Origin of the sequence: Burkholderia sp. AU30198 (assembly GCF_020419825.1) — a bacterium.
Lineage (GTDB): Bacteria > Pseudomonadota > Gammaproteobacteria > Burkholderiales > Burkholderiaceae > Burkholderia.
The window spans coordinates 21,011-38,580 of record NZ_JAIZSA010000017.1 but is presented as its reverse complement, the minus strand read 5'-3'; the positions used below and the strand labels follow the sequence as shown (position 1 = coordinate 38,580).

Sequence of the window (17,570 nt, the reverse complement as noted above, 5' to 3'; positions counted from 1 at the left end):
TAACATGAGCCGCTACTCGATATTCAGCCTGTTCCGCAACGGCCTCTCGTATCACGAGAACTGGGAAAAGCAGTGGAAGAGCCCGGAACCGAAGAAGGAATACGACGTCGTGATCGTCGGCGGCGGCGGCCACGGCCTCGCGACCGCGTACTACCTCGCGAAAGAGCATGGCATCACGAACGTCGCGATCCTCGAGAAGGGCTGGATCGGCGGCGGCAACACCGCGCGCAACACGACGATCGTGCGCTCGAACTATCTGTGGGACGAATCGGCCGCGCTGTACGAGAAGGCGATGAAGCTGTGGGAAGGGCTGTCGCAGGACCTGAACTACAACGTGATGTTCAGCCAGCGCGGCGTGATGAACCTGGCCCACACGCTGCAGGACGTGCGTGACACCGAGCGCCGCGTGAACGCGAACCGGCTGAACGGCGTCGACGCCGAATTCCTGACGCCCGCGCAGATCAAGGAAATCGAGCCGACCATCAACCTGAACAGCCGCTACCCGGTGCTCGGCGCATCGATCCAGCGCCGCGCGGGTGTGGCGCGCCACGACGCGGTGGCCTGGGGCTTCGCGCGCGGCGCGGATCGCGCGGGTGTCGACATCATCCAGAACTGCCAGGTGACGGGCATTCGCCGTGAAGGCGGCGCGGTGGTCGGCGTCGACACGGTGAAGGGCTTCATCAAGGCGAAGAAGGTCGCGGTGGTAGCAGCCGGCAACACGACGACGCTCGCCGACATGGCCGGCGTGCGCCTGCCGATCGAAAGCCACCCGCTGCAGGCGCTGGTGTCCGAGCCGATCAAGCCGGTCGTCAACTCGGTGATCATGTCGAACGCGGTGCACGCGTACATCAGCCAGTCCGACAAGGGCGACCTCGTGATCGGCGCCGGTATCGACCAGTACACGGGCTTCGGCCAGCGCGGCAGCTTCCACATCATCGAAAGCACGCTGCAGGCGATCGTCGAGATGTTCCCGGTGTTCTCGCGGGTACGGATGAACCGCCAGTGGGGCGGCATCGTCGACGTGTCGCCGGATGCGTGCCCGATCATCACCAAGACCGACGTGAAGGGCCTCTATTTCAACTGCGGCTGGGGCACCGGCGGTTTCAAGGCGACGCCCGGCTCGGGCTGGGTGTTCGCGCACACGATCGCCCGCGACGAACCGCATCCGCTGAACGCGCCGTTCGCACTCGACCGTTTCTACACGGGCCACCTGATCGACGAGCACGGCGCTGCCGCCGTCGCGCACTGACCACGCATACGAGGAGAAAGAAACATGTTGCTGATCGAATGTCCGTGGTGCGGGCCGCGCGCCGAATCCGAGTTCTCGTGTGGCGGTGAGGCCGACATCGTGCGCCCCGTCAACAACGAGAACATGACCGACCGCGAATGGGGCGAATACGTGTTCATGCGCGAGAACAAGCGCGGGCTGCACAAGGAGCAGTGGCTGCATGCGCAGGGCTGCCGCCGCTGGTTCAAGGCCACGCGCGATACGGTGACCTACGATATCAAGGGCTACGAAAAGTTCGGTGGCGACGCTGCCGGCAACGCACACGAAGAGGGCACGAGCAAATGAGCCAGAAAGACCGCCTCGGCACCGGTGGCCGCATCAATCGCGCGATTCCGCTGACCTTCACGTTCAACGGCCGCACGTATCAGGGCTTCCAGGGCGACACGCTCGCGTCCGCGCTGCTTGCGAACGGCGTGCACTTCGTCGCGCGCAGCTTCAAGTACCACCGTCCGCGCGGGATCGTGACGGCGGACGTCGCGGAACCGAACGCCGTCGTGCAGCTCGAATCGGGCCCGTACACGGTGCCGAACGCACGCGCGACCGAGATCGAGCTGTACCAGGGGCTCGTTGCGTCCAGCGTGAACGCGCAGCCGTCGCTCGAGAACGACAAGTACGCGATCAACCAGAAGCTGTCGCGCTTCCTGCCGGCCGGCTTCTACTACAAGACCTTCATGTGGCCGCGCAACATGTGGCCGAAATACGAAGAGAAGATCCGTGAAGCGGCCGGTCTCGGCAAGGCGCCGGAAGCGCTCGACGCCGATCGCTACGACAAGTGCTACGCGCATTGCGACGTGCTCGTGGTCGGCGGTGGCCCGTCGGGTCTCGCGGCCGCGCATGCGGCGGCCACGGCCGGCGCGCGCGTGATCCTCGTCGACGATCAGCGCGAGCTCGGCGGCAGCCTGCTGTCGTGCCGCGCCGAGATCGACGCGAAGCCCGCGCTGCAGTGGGTCGAGAAGATCGAGGCCGAGCTGCGCAAGCTGCCCGACGTGACGATCCTGTCGCGCAGCACCGCGTTCGGCTACCAGGACCACAACCTCGTGACGGTCACGCAGCGCCTGACCGATCACCTGCCGGTGTCGATGCGCAAGGGCACGCGCGAGCTGCTGTGGAAGGTCCGCGCGAAGCGCGTGATCCTCGCGACCGGCGCGCACGAGCGGCCGATCGTGTTCGGCAACAACGACCTGCCGGGCGTGATGCTCGCCGGCGCGGTGTCCACCTACGTGCATCGCTTCGGCGTGCTGCCGGGCCGCAACGCGGTCGTGTTCACGAACAACGATCGCGCGTACCAGACCGCGCTCGACCTGAAGGCGTGCGGCGCGAAGGTGACGGTCGTCGATTCGCGCGCGTCGTCGAACGGCGCGCTGCCGGCCGCCGCGAAGCGGCAGGGTGTGACGGTGATGAGCGGCGCGGTCGTGACGGGCGCATCGGGCAAGTGGCGCGTATCGTCGGTCGACGTCGCGTCGCTCTCGAACGGCCAGGTGGGCGGCAAGCTGCAGACGCTGCCGTGCGACCTCGTCGCGATGTCGGGCGGCTTCAGCCCGGTGCTGCACCTGTTCGCGCAGTCGGGCGGCAAGGCCTGCTGGAACGACGAGAAGGCGTGCTTCCTGCCGGGCAAACCCGTGCAGGCGGAGGCGAGCATTGGCGCCGCAGCCGGTGAATTCGGCCTGGCGCGCGCGCTGCGGCTCGCAGTCGATGCGGGCGTGGAAGCGGCGAAGGCGGCGGGCTTCACGGCCGCGCAGCGTCCGGCCGCACCGCAAGTCGCCGAAGCCGTCGAAGGCGCATTGCAGCCGCTGTGGCTGGTCGGCAGCCGCGAAGCCGCGGCGCGCGGGCCGAAGCAGTTCGTCGACTTCCAGAACGACGTGTCGGCGGCGGACATCCTGCTGGCCGCACGCGAAGGCTTCGAGTCGGTCGAGCACGTGAAGCGCTATACGGCGATGGGCTTCGGCACCGACCAGGGCAAACTCGGCAACATCAACGGGATGGCGATCCTCGCGGGCGCGCTCGGCAAGACGATTCCGGAAACGGGCACGACGACGTTCCGCCCGAACTACACGCCCGTGTCGTTCGGCACGTTCGCGGGCCGCGAGCTCGGCGATTTCCTCGATCCGATCCGCAAGACCTGCGTGCACGAGTGGCACGTCGAGCACGGCGCGCTGTTCGAGGACGTCGGCAACTGGAAGCGGCCGTGGTACTTCCCGAAGAACGGCGAGGATCTCCATGCGGCCGTGAAGCGCGAATGCCTGGCGGTGCGCAACAGCGTCGGCATTCTCGACGCGTCGACGCTCGGCAAGATCGACATCCAGGGCCCGGACGCCGTGAAGCTGCTGAACTGGATGTACACGAACCCGTGGAACAAGCTCGAAGTGGGCAAGTGCCGCTACGGGCTGATGCTCGACGAGAACGGGATGGTGTTCGATGACGGCGTGACGGTGCGCCTCGCCGACCAGCATTTCATGATGACGACCACGACGGGCGGCGCGGCGCGCGTGCTCACGTGGCTCGAACGCTGGCTGCAGACCGAATGGCCCGACATGAAGGTGCGGCTGTCGTCGGTCACCGATCACTGGGCGACGTTCGCGGTGGTCGGCCCGAAGAGCCGCAAGGTCGTGCAGAAGGTGTGCCAGGACATCGACTTCGGCAACGAGGCGTTCCCGTTCATGAGCTACCGGAACGGCACCGTCGCGGGCGCGAAGGCGCGCGTGATGCGGATCAGCTTCTCGGGCGAGCTGGCCTATGAAGTGAACGTGCCGGCGAATGCGGGCCGCGCGGTGTGGGAAGCGCTGATGGCGGCCGGTGCCGAATTCGACATCACGCCGTACGGCACCGAGACGATGCACGTGCTGCGTGCGGAGAAGGGCTACATCATCGTCGGCCAGGATACCGACGGCTCGATCACGCCGTACGACCTCGGGATGGGCGGGCTCGTCGCGAAGTCGAAGGACTTCCTCGGCAAGCGTTCGCTCACGCGCTCGGACACCGCAAAGGAGGGCCGCAAGCAGTTCGTCGGCCTCTTGACCGAGGACGAACAGTTCGTGCTGCCGGAAGGCGCGCAGATCGTCGCGAAGGACACGCAGGTGTCGGCGGTCGATCCGACGCCGATGATCGGCCACGTGACGTCGAGCTACTACAGCCCGATCCTGAAGCGCTCGATCGCGCTCGCGGTGGTGAAGGGCGGCCTGAACAAGATGGGCGAGAGCGTCGTGATTCCGCTGGCCAACGGCAAGCGCATCACCGCGAAGATCTCGAGCCCGGTTTTCTACGATACCGAAGGGGTGCGTCAGCATGTGGAATGAAACCAGAAACCAGACGCAGGTGGCAGGCGCGGGCGGCGTGACGCTTGAATCGCCGTTCGTCGGTGCGGCCGACGTGCTGAAGCCGCACCAGGCGCGCGCCTCGAAGAAGTTCACGCTGCGCGAGCGGCCGTTCCTCGATCTCGTCAACGTGCGCGGCGAGTTGAGCGATCCGGCGTTCGTGAGCGCGTTCGAGCGCGTGGTCGGCTGCCGGCCGCCCGCAGCGCCGAACACGGTCGCGCGCGGCGCCGAGTACGACGTGCTGTGGCTCGGCCCCGACGAGTGGCTCGTGCGCTCGAACGGGCCCGTGCAGGCCGGCGTGCTGGAGGCGCAGCTCGCGGAGGCCGTGCAGGGTTCGTATGCGGCGGCCGTCGACGTCGGTAGCGGCTACACGGTCGTCGAAATCAGCGGCGAACGCGTGCGCGACGTGCTCGCACGCGGCTGCCCGCTCGATCTCCATCCGCGTGCGTTCAAGCCGGGCCAGTGCGCGCAGTCGCACTACTTCAAGACGTCGATCGTGCTGATCCCGACCGGTGACGATGCGTTCGAGATCGTCCTGCGTCGCAGTTTCGCCGACTACTTCGTGCGCATCATGCTCGACGCGGCCGCGCCGCTCGCATCATGAAGCCGTTCGACGAACCGTTCGTGGCGATCGACGCGCCGCGCCTGCGAGGGCGCGGCTGGAGCGTGTTCGTCGACGAATTGAAGGTGCCTGCGCGGATCGGCATTCATGCGCACGAGCATGAAGCGCCGCAGCCGATCGTGATCGATGCAAGGCTCGGTTATCGGTGCGAGCCGAGCGAGCAGGGCGAGTGGATCGATTACGACGGCTATTGCGCGCGCGTTGCCGCGTTCCTGTCGCACAAGCCGCATACGCGGCTGCTGGAGACGCTCGTCGCCGATATCGCGGTGCTGTCGTTCCGCGAATGGCCGGCACTGGAGTCGCTGACGCTGTCGGTGTACAAGCCGAAGATCCGGCCCGGCACGAAACGGGTCGGCGTGTCGCTCGACTGGACGCGCGGCGATTATTTGCGGTGGACGGGAGCGGCAGGGCAGTTTTGATGTGACGGAGGCGGCCGGCGCGGGTGTCGAAACGATGCCGGTCGGCCGCCGGCGTGGCACTTGTCGGTCTTCATAGTTCCTGAAATATAAGAATAATGTATGGGCCGTGAGTGAGTTGTCATTTGTTCCTGGAATATGAGAACAATTCGCCGCCACCGGCGTTTAAGCCTATAATTCCGATATTCTCGTAACAATGCCGTCGATCTGCATTCGCCGGCGTTGTGTTCCTGGTATCCCGGAATTATGGCCCGCACCTTACCCCGCCCGATCGCATCACCCGACCCGCTTGCACAGGATCTCGCTGCATTGGGGGCGCTCGTCCGCAACCGGCGGGCGCAGAACCAGATGCGGATCGACGACGCGGCCGATATGCTCGGCGTCTCCAAGGACGTGCTGTCGCGGCTCGAAAACGGCCGGGCAGTGAGCCTCGACAAGCTGTTCAAGGTACTCGACGGTCTGGGGCTCAATTTGCTCGTCGTGCCGAAACGCGAAGTGCCCGTCGCACGCAAGGCGTTGCGTGAACTGGCTGAGCCGACTGTTCCGGCGGGGTCGCGGGAGGGCGCGTGATGGTTCATCGCCTGCGCATCTCGACCAACGGTTCGCCCGTCGGGCAACTGACTTACGACGCGCGTCAGGACGACTACGGTTTTTCGTATGACCCGACGTGGCAGGCGCGCGCGGATGCGTTCGCGTTGTCGCCGTGCATTCCGCTCGACGGCAGTGCGCTTCCCGTGGGAGCGGTGCAGCGCTTCATCGGCAACCTGTTGCCCGAGGGGCGGGCGCTCGAAGTGGCCGCGGCGATGTATCAGCTATCGAAGGACAACGTGTTCGGTTTGATCCGGATGCTCGGCAAGGAGCCGGTCGGCGCGTTGAGTTTCCTGCCGGACGACGGAGAGGATGCGCAGGCACCGGAAGCCGCCGAGTCCGAACGTCGCGTGATATCCGCGGAGGAGTTGACCGACCGCATCCGCAAGCGCGACGCGATCCCGTTCCCGGTGTGGGACGGTCAGGTCCGTCTGTCGATTGCCGGCCATCAGGACAAACTGCAGGTGCTGGTCGAGGGGGAGCAATTTGCACTCGCCGAAGGGGCGCTCAGCAGCACGCACATTCTGAAGCCGGAGTCGGGCAACCCGCATGCGCCGTTCATGGTCGCCAACGAACATTTCTGCATGACGCTGGCCGCGCGTATGGGGCTGCCCGTGGCGCCCGTCGAGATTCGCCGCATCCCGGAACCCATTCTGCTGATCGAACGATTCGACCGGGTCGTGACGACCGAGCCGGACGATCCGACTCGCGTCAGTGCGGTGCGGCGCCTTCATGTCATCGACGGATGCCAGGCATTGGACTTGCCGGCGACGCTCAAGTACGAACGCAATCTCGGCAACAATGCGGACGTGCGCAATATTCGCGAAGGCGTGAGCTTCGAGAAGCTGTTCTCGCTGACGTCGTGCCTCGAGACCCCGGCGGCCGCGCGCACGGCCATGCTGCGCTGGGCCCTGCTGCAACTGCTGATCGGCAACAGCGACGCGCACGGCAAGAACATCTCGTTTTTCGTCAGCGGTGGCGGGCTTGCGCCGGCGCCGCTTTACGACCTCGTGTGCGTCAACGTGTATGGCGACGCGTACGTGCAGGATATGGCGATGGCTTATGGGGATGTGTTTCGCGCGGAGGACCTGACCGCGTTCGCGCTCGCGGATTTTGCGCATCGCGCGCAGATCCGGCCAGCATTCGTCGCGCGCGAAATGTCGAAGATGGCGAACCTGGCGAGGAAGCTTGCACCTGAATTGGCGGAGTCCGACGTTTACGCGGGCGACGAACGTGGATGGGTAAGCAATATTTCGGAGTACGTGTGTGCTCAGGCTGACCGTGTGCTGCGTATTGCGCCCTTGGTGTCCAAGGTGAATACCGATCTGCTTTGAAATCGAGCGTTCCACGGGCGATCGCCGCAACACGCGTTCCGGTGTGTCGTTGCGATCACCCTGAGCCGACGCGTCAAGCCGCAGCCGCCCCATCCCGCGCCGGATAGTCGACATACCCGCGCGCAGCGCCGCCAATGACGTTCCGGCTACTTCGTCGGGCTGATAGCCGTGCGTGACCATCGTCTTCAACCGACAGGAATATCTGGATACAAGAATGAAAACACGGCGGAAAACCGCCGCTATTGCGAGCGTCCTTAAAGCGACACCCGCTCCAGGAATTTTTTGACCTCGAGCGAGTAGGCGCCGGGATGCGAAAACCTGAACATGTGACCCGTGCGCGGCATGATGACTTCCTGCGCGTGCGTTATGCCATTCAGGAGGATCCCCGCGGCCTCTTCTCCGATCAGCTTGTCTTCCGCGGGCGTCAGAATGAGCGTGGGAACGTCGATCCTTTTAAGAAGGGACGTATAGTCCGCCGTTTCGACCGAGCGCATGCGGTTGACGTAGGCCATGTGCGGCGTCTCGTTGACGAAGAGTGCACGAGTCTTTCCGGTCGACCATGAAATCTCGCCCTCCTTGTCAAATGTCGAAGCCAGCTGTGCCGCGTGTACGCGAAGGGTCATCTGTCGGTAAAAGGGCCCAGGGAAAAACGGTGCAAGCGCGGCCAGCGTCTTGAGCAACGGCGACGTGATCGGGCTCTTCGCAAAACCACCCGACAGCACCAAGCCCTTCAGGCCCTTCGGCCGCCGCGTCGCAAACACGATCGATGAGACCGCCCCGTAAGAATCGCCGACCAGCACATAGTTCTCGAGGTCCTTCGTTTGGTCGACGAGGAAGTCGGCCAGCTTTTCCAGATCGCTCACGTCGTCCGGCAAACGAAGGGTGCGCATAGTGCGGTTCTGCAACGCGGTCAACTGCTCGAGTTGCCACGGGGCGCCCGAGAAGCAGGGAATCATGACCAAGGTGGGCTCTTTCACTGGGGTACTCCTGTCGGGTTGAATGAACGATGACCCGACTTTAGGAGGACCGCGGCGTTCGATCCAATGGCATTTGCACACGATGTCGATGCACGAGATTCATGGTCTCGTGGTCGCGCCGACGACAGCCAGCCGCTGTCGATGCTCAGCCGGCAATCATCATCCCGGTGAGCCACTGAACGACGGGTTCGTTGGCGCGCCCTCGCGCTCGCATGACGAGCACCTCCCAGGTTGGCAGCGCCAACGGGAGCTCGAACAGGCTGAGTTGTGCCGTCTCCTGCAACCGCAGTGCGACCCGCTCGGCGACGACGGCAATCGATTCCGAAGCGCCAACCATGAACGGAACCGCCAGGAAGCTGGGGCACGTGGCGCTCACCTTGCGGGTACGGCCCATGGACTCCAGCGCATCGTCGACAGCCCCCCGCGCATCGCCGCGCGGCGAGACCAGGATGTGGGGCAGCCGGACGAAGTCGTCCAGGTCCATATGCAGCTTGTTACCTCGCCTGACCAGTGCCGGGTGCCCGTTGCGGGCAATGCCGATGAAGCGCTCTTTATGGACGATCTGGCACTCGAAACGCTGCGGGACCTGAAAAAAAGAACCCGCTCCCAATACGATGTCGAGTTCGCCGCTGTCCAGCATGCGCAGGGCGGATTCGGCGTCGGCCGGCTTGAGCTTCAGCACCGCGCTCGGCGCGGCGGCCTGGATTTTTGCCAGAACCGGGCTGATGACCGTCAATACGGCGTGATCGGTGGCGGCTACCGAGAGCGTCCCTTGAAAACGGCCAGGATCGAACGCGCCACGCGGACTGACGACGCGCCTCACCGACTCGAGCACCGCCGCCACTTGCGGCATCAATTCGACGGCCAGTGGCGTCGGCTCGATCCCGCGGGGGTTGCGAATGAAAAGCTGATCGTCGAAAGCGGCACGCAGCCTCGACAAGGCGTGGCTGGTGGCGGACTGGGACAAATGCAGTTTTTCAGCGGCGCGTCCGACGTGCCGCTCGGCCCAGAGCGCCTCCAGTACAACCAGCAGGTTGAGATCGAAACGCGTCAGATCCAGGGGCGTCATGCTGCACGTGTCGTCGAGTGTCAACGGATCCTAGTTGCCGCGGACCGACGTCGGGCTCGACTTCTCGCTGACCGGCACCATGCGGCCCTTCGCATCGTTCGCGGGGGGCGCGGCTTGCGCGTCGTCGTCCGGTTCGAGCACGAAGCGGAATGCATCGACCCGCTGCATCACCTTCGCCGCATACGCGTTCGAGCCGCCGCTGTAGCTCCTCAGTCCGGCCCGCACGTCGCCACCGGCCGCCCTCACGTAGCCCGACAGAATCGCGGAGCCGACTTCGACGTTCGCGTTCGGTTCGGTCAGGTCCTTCACGTTGCGCACCAGGCCGCGGTGCGCGGTCGGCACGACCTGCATCAGCCCGGTCGCGCCATGCTGGCCGCGCGCCTTTTCCTGGAAGCGCGATTCGATCGAAATAATGGCGTAAACGAGGGCGGGAGGCAGCGAATATTTCGTCGCAGTGACGCTCACGATATCGGCGAGCTTTGCGGCCCGTTCCTTCGCGACGCCGAACTTCTTCGTCAGGTAGGACGTGATGCGGCGGTTTGCTTCGTTCGGCTGATCGTTGGCGTCGGCGAGCGGCGCGGATGCGACGGACGGTGCCGATGCGGCCGCTTCAGGCGCGAACGCAGGCAGTGCGGGCGCCTGCTGCGCCGATGCCTGTTGCGCGATGCCGAGCGAAAGCACGATCAGCCAGAGAAACCGTCGCATGGTGGAGTGCGGGGATTGGGAAGGCGCCTAGTATATCGGCCAATTGCCGCAGGTGGTCGAATGCCGGCTCGAATGAAAGCGGCATGTAGGCTTGTGTCGACTCGCGATCGGGCGGCGGGCCGATCGTTGCGCGGACACGCATCGGAGTCCGGATGAACGTTGCCAGGCGTGGCGTTTCGGTCGTTTTTACAGGCACCTGTGCGTGACAGGATATGTCCCCGCGCGCATTACGTGCGCCGGGCAGCCGCCACCCGTGCAATCGCGCCGATCGCATCGCTGACGAGCACCGCGAGCAGCCCGACGATTACGCCGCCCTGCAGCACGAACGCGGTGTTCGACGTCTGCAGCCCCGCAATGATGACGTCGCCGAGCCCGCGCGCGGCGACCGTCGAGCCGATCGTCGCGGTGCCGAGATTGATCACGACCGCGAGCCGGACCCCGTTGACGATCACCGGAAACGCGAGCGGCAGTTCGACCGACACCAGTTGCTGCCAGCCGCTCATTCCCATCCCGCGCGCGGCGTCGACGACGTCGCGCGGCACGTCCTCGAGGCCGGCGATCGTGCTTTCGAACACGGGCAGGAGGCCATACAGCACGAGCGCGATCAGCACGGGCTTCAATCCGAAACCGACGGCCGGCACTGCGAGCGCGAGCACTGCGACAGGCGGGAAGGTCTGGCCGATGTCGACGACGCTGCGCGCGACCGGCAGGAAATCCGCGCCCCACGGCCGCGTGACCGCGATGCCGGCCGCGACCGCGACGATCGTGCCGATCACGCTCGACAACGCGACCGTGCCGAGATGCGCGAGCGTCAGGTCGAGCAGGCTCGCGCGATCGTAGATGACCGGTGCGCCGTTGTCCGCGAACGGCGCGAACCATCCTTGCAGCCATGCGGGGCGCAACAGCAGCACCAGCAGCAGGGCGAGCGCGGCGGCGCGTGCGACGGTCGCGGGAAGTGCCGACCGCCCAGGCTGCATGCTGCTGCGCGTCGTCATGCGGGCTTCCTGGCGTGCGCGCGGATCGCATCGAGCGTGATGCGGCGCGTGTTGTGGCCGTTGCCATCTTCCACTGGCAGCACATCGACACCGCGCCACAGCAACTCCGACACCGCATCGCGCAGCGTGCGCGTCGCGGCGATCGGTTCGCCGTCGGCATGACCGGATTCGGCGACTGCGTCGATCGGCGTCAACGCGAGCAGGCGCAGCGGCCGGTCGACGCCCGCGACGAGCTGCTCGACGACGCCGGCTGCCGGCTTGCCGAGAATCTCGGCCGGCGAAGCGACCTGCAAGAGCCGGCCGCCGTCCATCACCGCGATCGTGTCGCCGAGCTTCAGCGCTTCCTCGATATCGTGCGTGACGATCACGACCGTGATGCCGAGGCGGCGCTGCAACGCGAACAGGTCGTCCTGCGCCTTGCCGCGAATGATCGGATCGAGCGCGCCGAACGGCTCGTCCATCAGCAGCATCGCGGGCTCGGCCGCGAGCGCGCGCGCGACGCCGACGCGCTGTTGCTGACCGCCCGACAGTTCGTGCGGCAGCTTGTCCGCGAACTCGGCCGGTGCGAGATGGAACAGGTCGAGCAATTCGTTCACGCGAGCGTCAATGCGATCGGCGGGCCAGCCGAGCAAGCGCGGCACGGTCGCGATGTTGCGCGCGACGCTCCAGTGCGGAAACAGCCCGTGCCCCTGGATCGCATAGCCGATGCCGCGCCGCAGCTGCTCGGGCGCAACGGTGGCCGTATCGACGCCGTCGATGCGGATCGTGCCGCTGGTGGGCGCGATCAGCCGGTTGATCATGCGCAGCAGCGTCGACTTGCCGCTGCCCGATGCGCCGACGAGCGCGGTGATCGTGCCGCGCTTCATCGTCAGCGACACGTCGTCCACGGCGACGACGTCGCCGAAGCGTTTGCCCGCACGTTCGATCTCGATCATCCTGCACGCCCTTTCGCGAGCGTGGTCGCGGCTTCGAACATGACGGCCGCCACCAGCGCGAGCGCGATCGTCGGGATCGCGCCGAGCAGCACGAGATCGGCGGCCGATTGCCCGATCCCCTGGAAGATGAAGGTGCCGAAGCCGCCGCCGCCGATCAGCGCGGCGACCGCCGTCAGCCCGATGTTCTGCACGAGCACGATGCGCACGCCGCTCAGGATCACCGGCAGCGCGAGCACGAGATCGACACGCAGCAGCCGCTGTGTGCGCGTCATGCCCATCGCGCGCGCCGCTTCGGTCACGTGCGGCGGCACTTGCCCGAGCCCGACCACGACGCTCGACGCGATCGGCAGCAGCGAATACAGGAACAGCGCGAGCACGGCAGGAGCCACGCCGATGCCGCGGATGCCGAGCGCGGCCGCGAGCGGCACGCGTGCGGCGAGCAGCCCGAGCGGCGCCATCATCAGCCCGTACATGGCGATGCTGGGGATCGTCTGCACGATATTGAGCACGGGCATCGCGACGGTACGTACCGCCGCGATGCGCGCGCACGCGATGCCGAGCGGTACGCCTGCGATTAGTGCGGCGGCCACCGAGCCACCGGCGAGCGACACGTGCCGGATCGCCTCGCGCCAGAAATCGTCGCTGCGCACCGCGTATTCGCGCATCACGGAGAGGCCATCCCACCAGCCGCTCGCGAGCGGCACCGAAATCGCTGCTATTGCAACGACGAGCGCGGCGAGACGTCGCCACGGGCCGAACGAGAGACGTGCGAGCGCATCCGCGACGAGCACGGCCCACGCGAACAGGAGCAGCCAGACACCGGAGGAGGGCGACACGCGGGCGAGCGTGTCATCGGGTGCGACGACGTGCGTTGCGGCCGCACCGACCGCGTACGCGAGCGTCGTAAGCCACGCGCAGCCGGCCGCGAGCCGCCATGTGGGGCGGCTCGCCGTCATCGCCCACAGCGCGCCGACGATCCAGAGCGCGGCGAGCACGGCGCCTTGCAGGGCCGGTAGCGCGGCAAACACCGACAGGTCGGTGCCGGCCGCGATGCGGTTCGGCCGCAGCACCGCGAACGGCAGGCCGAGCACGGCGACGATTGTCAGGACGCCGATCAGGATGCCGACCTTGTCCGCCGTGATGCGCCGCGCGGACGCTGCCGCGCGACCGGTCATTTAACGAAGCCCTTCGCTTTCAGGTAGCTTTTCGCGACGCCGGCGGCCGGTTCGCCGTTGATTTGGATGCGCGCGTTCAGCGTCTGCAGCGTCTTCAGGTCGAGGCTCGCGAATACGGGCTTCAGGTAGTCGGCGATCTGCGGATGCGCTTTCAGCACGGCTTCGCGGATCACCGGCGCGGGCGCGTAGACGGGCTGCACGTGCTTGTCGTCGTCGAGCACCGCGAGGCCGCTCGACGAGATCCCGCCGTCGGTGCCGTAGACCATCGCGGCATTCACGCCGTCGGTCTGGTTCGCGGCGGCCTTGATCGTCGCGGCCGTGTCGCCGCCGGACAGCACGACGAGCTGGTCGGGCTTCAGCTTGAAGCCGTACGCCTTTTCGAACGACGGCAGCGCCGACGCGCTGTTCACGAATTCGGCCGACGCCGCGAGCTTCACCTTGCCGCCGCCCGCCACCCACTTGCCGAATTCGGAGAAGGTCTTCAGGTGCTGCGACTGCGCGACCGGCGCGAGCAAGGCGACGCCCCACGTGTTGTTCGCCGGTGCCGGGGTGAGCCATACAAGGTGGTTCGCCGCGTAGTCGAGTTGCTTCGCGGTGTCGTAGCCCTGGCTCGCGTTCTTCCACAGCGGATCGTCGGCCTTGTTGAAGAAGAACGCGGCGTTGCCGGTGTATTCGGGGTAGATGTCGATCTCGCCGCTCGTGAGCGCCTTGCGCACGATCGGCGTGGTGCCGAGCGCGATCTTCTCGGTGACGGCGATGCCATGCGCCTTCAGCACCTGCGCGATGAGGTTGCCGAGCAGGTTGCCTTCGGTGTCGATTTTCGACGACACCACGACGGGCGTGTCGGCATGCGCGCCGGGCGCGACGAGGGTAGCGGCGAGCGCGAGGCCCAGGATCCGGGCGGGCAGGGCGAGCTTCATACGGGCCATTCTCCAGGACGGGGGCGTACGCCGAAAGTTACTTGACTGAGCCGGCTTTGGCAAACCAGGTGAGGCGGCGTGCCCACAGCCCGTGTGGGGATTACCCGCATCCGTCGTGCGGGCTTGTTACACTGAAATCCGTTCCCGCCTTGCCGACACTTCCTGACATGAAGCCCGAGTTGCTGGTTCTCATCGCATTGCGCGGCGACGCGCATCGCGAGATCGCCGCGTCGTTCGACGTGCGCCTTGCCCCGACATCCGAAGCACGCGAACGCGCGATCGCCGAACACGGCGGCACGATACGCGCGGTGCTGACCAACGGCAGCACGGGGCTCACCGCTGCCGAGATCGATCGTCTTCCGCAACTCACGTTCGTCAGCGCGCTCGGCGCCGGCTACGAGCACATCGACGTTGCGCACGCCAAGGCGCGCGGCGTTACCGTGGTCACGGGCGCGGGCACCAACGACGATTGCGTCGCCGATCACGCGTTCGCGCTGCTGCTCGCGGCCGTGCGCAACGTCGTGCAGCTCGATGCGAAAACCCGCGCGGGCGTGTGGCGCGATGGCCTTGCGATGCCGCCGAACGTGTCGGGCAGGAAGCTCGGCATCGTCGGGCTCGGCAAGATCGGCGAGAAGTGCGCGCGCCGTGCGGCCGGCTTCGACATCGAGACCGGTTATCACAATCGTTCGGCGAAGGACGTCCCCTACCGCTATTTCGACCGCGTCGACGCGCTCGCCCGGTGGGCCGATTTCCTGATCGTCGCGACGCCGGGCGGCGCGGGCACGCGGCACCTGATCGATCGCGCGGTGCTCGACGCGCTCGGCCCCGGCGGGTTCGTCGTCAACGTGTCACGCGGCAGTGTTGTCGATACCGCTGCTTTGGCGGACGCGTTGCGCGAAGGGCGCATCGCGGGCGCGGGGCTCGACGTGTACGAAGGCGAACCCGAGCCGCCGCGCGCGCTGACGGATCTCGACAACGTCGTGCTGACGCCGCACATGGGCGGCTGGTCGCCCGAGGCGCTCGACCGCTCGGTGCAGCAGTTCATCGACAACGCCGCGCGGCATTTCGCGGGGCAGCCGGTGCTCACGCCGGTGTGAGGGCGACGCAGCAGGCTGCGCATCAGGCTGCCTGCTTGCAGAATTCCCAATAGAACGCCGGCAGGTTCGCCGGCTTGTTGGCATCGAGGTCGATCCACGCGAACTGGTTGTGCTCGTCGCTCAGGACGATTTCATGACGATCGACCTGGCACTGGAAGCACACGATGAGCACGCGCTTGCCTGGCACGACCTCGCACGAACGGCTTGCCACGTAGCGGATCGTCGATGCGACGATCCCGCATTCCTCCTGCACTTCGCGCGTGACGGTTTCTTCGAGCGATTCGCCTGCTTCGGGCCAGCCGCCCGGCAACTCCCATTCGTCGCGCGGATTGCGCAGGAACAGGACCGAGCGGCCGTCGCGGACGATGGCTTTGGCGCTGATGGGGATCATGTGGGTTCACCGTTGGCATGCGACTCTCGCAGCCTATCGCAGGTGTTCCCTTCGTGCAGCGCGCCCCCGCCGGCGCCGACCGGCGCGTAGGCGGGGGCGGCCGTGCCGTTGCGCGGGAAGCCGGCGAGGGACGACGCATCCGTGGACGATGAAGCCAGCGGCACCGTCACCGACTGGCCGGCCGGATCAGGCGTCCGATGGTGCGGCAGTTTCCCGACGACGCGCCACGGCATGTCACGGGGCAGCCGGTGCGCATGCCGCTGTGACGGCGGCTCGTGCGGCAGATCCGGCTGCTTCCGTGCGTCGAACCTGAAGTCGGCACGTATTTGTACGGAACCGGCGCGCGAAGATGAAAAAAAGTTGCGCCCAGATGGCCAATTGAGAGCCGAAATATCGATCCACCTGAAATAACATTTCACTCCATCACGTCCGGCAACTGGCTGGATGCGTGCCGCACATGGAGACGATCGATGCATACCCCTGTCGTACCGCAGCCCGCGCTCGAGCTGGATGGAGCGCTGCTTCTCGACCAACTGAGACGGCTCGGCGAAGTCGGTGCCGATCCCGACGCAGGCGGCCGGACCCGTATCGCGCTGACGGACGACGAGCGGGTCGGCCGTGATCTCGTCGTCGAATGGATGCGCGAACTGGATCTCGACGTCCGGATCGACCGCATCGGCAACATTTTCGGCACGTTGCGTTCGGCAACCGACGACGGCAGCGAGCGCCCGCTGATGATGGGTTCGCATATCGACACCGTGAAAAACGCCGGCGCACTCGACGGGTGCTATGGCGTGCTGGCCGGCCTCGCCGTCGTGCGCGCGTTTCGCGACGCCGGGCTCAAGCCGCGCCGCTCGATCACGATCGGCGCCTTTACCAACGAAGAGGGCATTCGGTACCAGCCGGACATGATGGGCTCGCTCGTCCATGCCGGCGGCATGCCGGTCGACGCGGCGCTGGACACGGTCGGCATCGACGGCACGCGCCTGGGCGACGAACTCGCGCGGATCGGCTATGCCGGCGATCTCGAACCCGGCGCGATCGTGCCGCACGAATACCTCGAACTGCACATCGAACAGGGGCCGATCCTCGAGGCCGAGCGGATTCGCATCGGCGTGGTCGAGAGCCTGCAGGGCATTTCATGGCAACAGGTCACCGTGCAGGGGAATGCGAACCATGCCGGCACGACGCCGACGCATCTGCGGCATGACGCAGGCTGGGCGGCGGCGGCGATCGCGACTTTCCTGCGCGAGCTGGCGGTGGCGAGCGGCACGACGCTCGCGACGATCGGCATGCTGCGCATCGAGCCGAACGTCATCAACGTGATTCCGCGCAAGGCCGTGTTCACCGTGGATCTTCGCGATCCGGACGAGCTGCGCCTGCAGGACGCGGAGCAGCGTCTGGCCGACTATCTCGACAAGGTGGCGGCGGAGGAGGGTGTCAGGATCACGACCGAACGTCTGGTCCGGTTCGAACCGGTCGTGTTCGATGCGGGGCTTGCCGAGGAGATCGAGGCGTCGGCCGCACGGATGGGATTCTCGAACCGGCGCATGACGTCGGGTGCCGGCCACGACGCGCAAATGATCGCGCGCATCGCGCCTGCGGCGATGATCTTCGTGCCGAGTCGTGGCGGGATCAGCCACAACCCGCGCGAGCATACCGACGACGACCAGCTCGTCGACGGCGCGAAGGTCCTGCTGGATGTCGTGCTCAGGCGCCTGGCGGCGCACTGAGCGTCGATCGGGCC

The 17,570-nt window shown here is 66.4% G+C and carries 17 protein-coding genes; 9 read left to right on the top strand and 8 right to left on the bottom strand.

The genetic code is table 11. From position 1 onward, the window contains the following. Positions 1-4 precede the first annotated feature (4 nt). The 7 genes from LGN19_RS30105 (at position 5) to LGN19_RS30075 (ending at position 7,559) form a co-directional block, all read left to right on the top strand. Positions 5-1,249: a sarcosine oxidase subunit beta family protein gene (locus LGN19_RS30105; RefSeq protein WP_006480591.1), complete on the top strand. Its 1,245-nt coding sequence runs from the start codon at positions 5-7 to the stop codon at positions 1,247-1,249. A gap of 24 nt (positions 1,250-1,273) precedes the next feature. Further along, positions 1,274-1,573: a sarcosine oxidase subunit delta gene (locus LGN19_RS30100; protein WP_027790629.1), complete on the top strand. Its 300-nt coding sequence runs from the start codon at positions 1,274-1,276 to the stop codon at positions 1,571-1,573. After that, entirely contained in the window at positions 1,570-4,581 is a 3,012-nt protein-coding gene (locus LGN19_RS30095) for a sarcosine oxidase subunit alpha family protein (RefSeq protein ID WP_174961825.1), read from the top strand. The genes LGN19_RS30100 and LGN19_RS30095 overlap by 4 nt, the downstream gene beginning before the upstream one ends. Continuing rightward, positions 4,571-5,203: a sarcosine oxidase subunit gamma gene (locus tag LGN19_RS30090; RefSeq protein WP_122947937.1), complete on the top strand. Its 633-nt coding sequence runs from the start codon at positions 4,571-4,573 to the stop codon at positions 5,201-5,203. Before LGN19_RS30095 ends, LGN19_RS30090 begins: the two co-directional genes overlap by 11 nt. Next, positions 5,200-5,640: a dihydroneopterin aldolase gene (locus LGN19_RS30085; protein ID WP_069252424.1), complete on the top strand. Its 441-nt coding sequence runs from the start codon at positions 5,200-5,202 to the stop codon at positions 5,638-5,640. The genes LGN19_RS30090 and LGN19_RS30085 overlap by 4 nt, the downstream gene beginning before the upstream one ends. A gap of 243 nt (positions 5,641-5,883) precedes the next feature. Further along, positions 5,884-6,207 carry a helix-turn-helix domain-containing protein gene (locus LGN19_RS30080; protein ID WP_226218797.1) on the top strand — a complete coding sequence of 108 codons (324 nt, stop codon included), beginning with the start codon at positions 5,884-5,886 and terminating at the stop codon, positions 6,205-6,207. Continuing rightward, the gene (locus LGN19_RS30075; RefSeq protein ID WP_226218946.1) at positions 6,207-7,559 is read left to right on the top strand and encodes a HipA domain-containing protein; all 1,353 of its coding nucleotides are present in this window, start codon (positions 6,207-6,209) and stop codon (positions 7,557-7,559) included. Before LGN19_RS30080 ends, LGN19_RS30075 begins: the two co-directional genes overlap by 1 nt. Before the next feature lie 254 nt (positions 7,560-7,813). On the opposite strand, the gene LGN19_RS30070 is transcribed toward LGN19_RS30075, so the two are convergent. The 7 genes from LGN19_RS30070 to LGN19_RS30040 form a co-directional block, all read right to left on the bottom strand. After that, positions 7,814-8,536 carry an alpha/beta fold hydrolase gene (locus LGN19_RS30070; RefSeq protein WP_226218796.1) on the bottom strand — a complete coding sequence of 241 codons (723 nt, stop codon included), beginning with the start codon at positions 8,534-8,536 and terminating at the stop codon, positions 7,814-7,816. 145 nt (positions 8,537-8,681) lie between these two features. Next, positions 8,682-9,605, bottom strand: coding sequence for a LysR family transcriptional regulator (locus LGN19_RS30065; protein ID WP_226218794.1), 924 nt, complete (start codon positions 9,603-9,605; stop codon positions 8,682-8,684). Positions 9,606-9,635: 30 nt separating this feature from the next. After that, positions 9,636-10,310: a lytic transglycosylase domain-containing protein gene (locus LGN19_RS30060; RefSeq protein ID WP_122947933.1), complete on the bottom strand. Its 675-nt coding sequence runs from the start codon at positions 10,308-10,310 to the stop codon at positions 9,636-9,638. A 227-nt stretch (positions 10,311-10,537) separates the two neighbouring features. Next, positions 10,538-11,305, bottom strand: a complete 768-nt coding sequence (locus LGN19_RS30055) for an ABC transporter permease (protein ID WP_226218792.1) — start codon at positions 11,303-11,305, stop codon at positions 10,538-10,540. Then, on the bottom strand, positions 11,302-12,240 hold the full coding sequence (locus LGN19_RS30050) for an ABC transporter ATP-binding protein (RefSeq protein ID WP_122947931.1): 939 nt from the start codon (positions 12,238-12,240) through the stop codon (positions 11,302-11,304). The genes LGN19_RS30055 and LGN19_RS30050 overlap by 4 nt, the downstream gene beginning before the upstream one ends. After that, complete coding sequence (locus LGN19_RS30045) at positions 12,237-13,415, bottom strand: ABC transporter permease (RefSeq protein ID WP_226218790.1); 1,179 nt, start codon at positions 13,413-13,415, stop codon at positions 12,237-12,239. Before LGN19_RS30045 ends, LGN19_RS30050 begins: the two co-directional genes overlap by 4 nt. Next, positions 13,412-14,335: an ABC transporter substrate-binding protein gene (locus LGN19_RS30040; protein WP_174961833.1), complete on the bottom strand. Its 924-nt coding sequence runs from the start codon at positions 14,333-14,335 to the stop codon at positions 13,412-13,414. Before LGN19_RS30040 ends, LGN19_RS30045 begins: the two co-directional genes overlap by 4 nt. Before the next feature lie 167 nt (positions 14,336-14,502). Here LGN19_RS30040 and LGN19_RS30035 point away from each other — a divergent pair, with 167 nt between their 5' ends. After that, positions 14,503-15,432, top strand: a complete 930-nt coding sequence (locus tag LGN19_RS30035) for a 2-hydroxyacid dehydrogenase (RefSeq protein WP_174961835.1) — start codon at positions 14,503-14,505, stop codon at positions 15,430-15,432. A 22-nt stretch (positions 15,433-15,454) separates the two neighbouring features. On the opposite strand, the gene LGN19_RS30030 is transcribed toward LGN19_RS30035, so the two are convergent. Continuing rightward, positions 15,455-15,823 (bottom strand): NUDIX domain-containing protein, encoded by a 369-nt coding sequence (locus LGN19_RS30030; protein ID WP_226218789.1) that lies wholly within the window; start codon positions 15,821-15,823, stop codon positions 15,455-15,457. 470 nt (positions 15,824-16,293) lie between these two features. Here LGN19_RS30030 and LGN19_RS30025 point away from each other — a divergent pair, with 470 nt between their 5' ends. Next, positions 16,294-17,556: a Zn-dependent hydrolase gene (locus LGN19_RS30025; protein WP_226218787.1), complete on the top strand. Its 1,263-nt coding sequence runs from the start codon at positions 16,294-16,296 to the stop codon at positions 17,554-17,556. Positions 17,557-17,570: the final 14 nt, after the last annotated feature.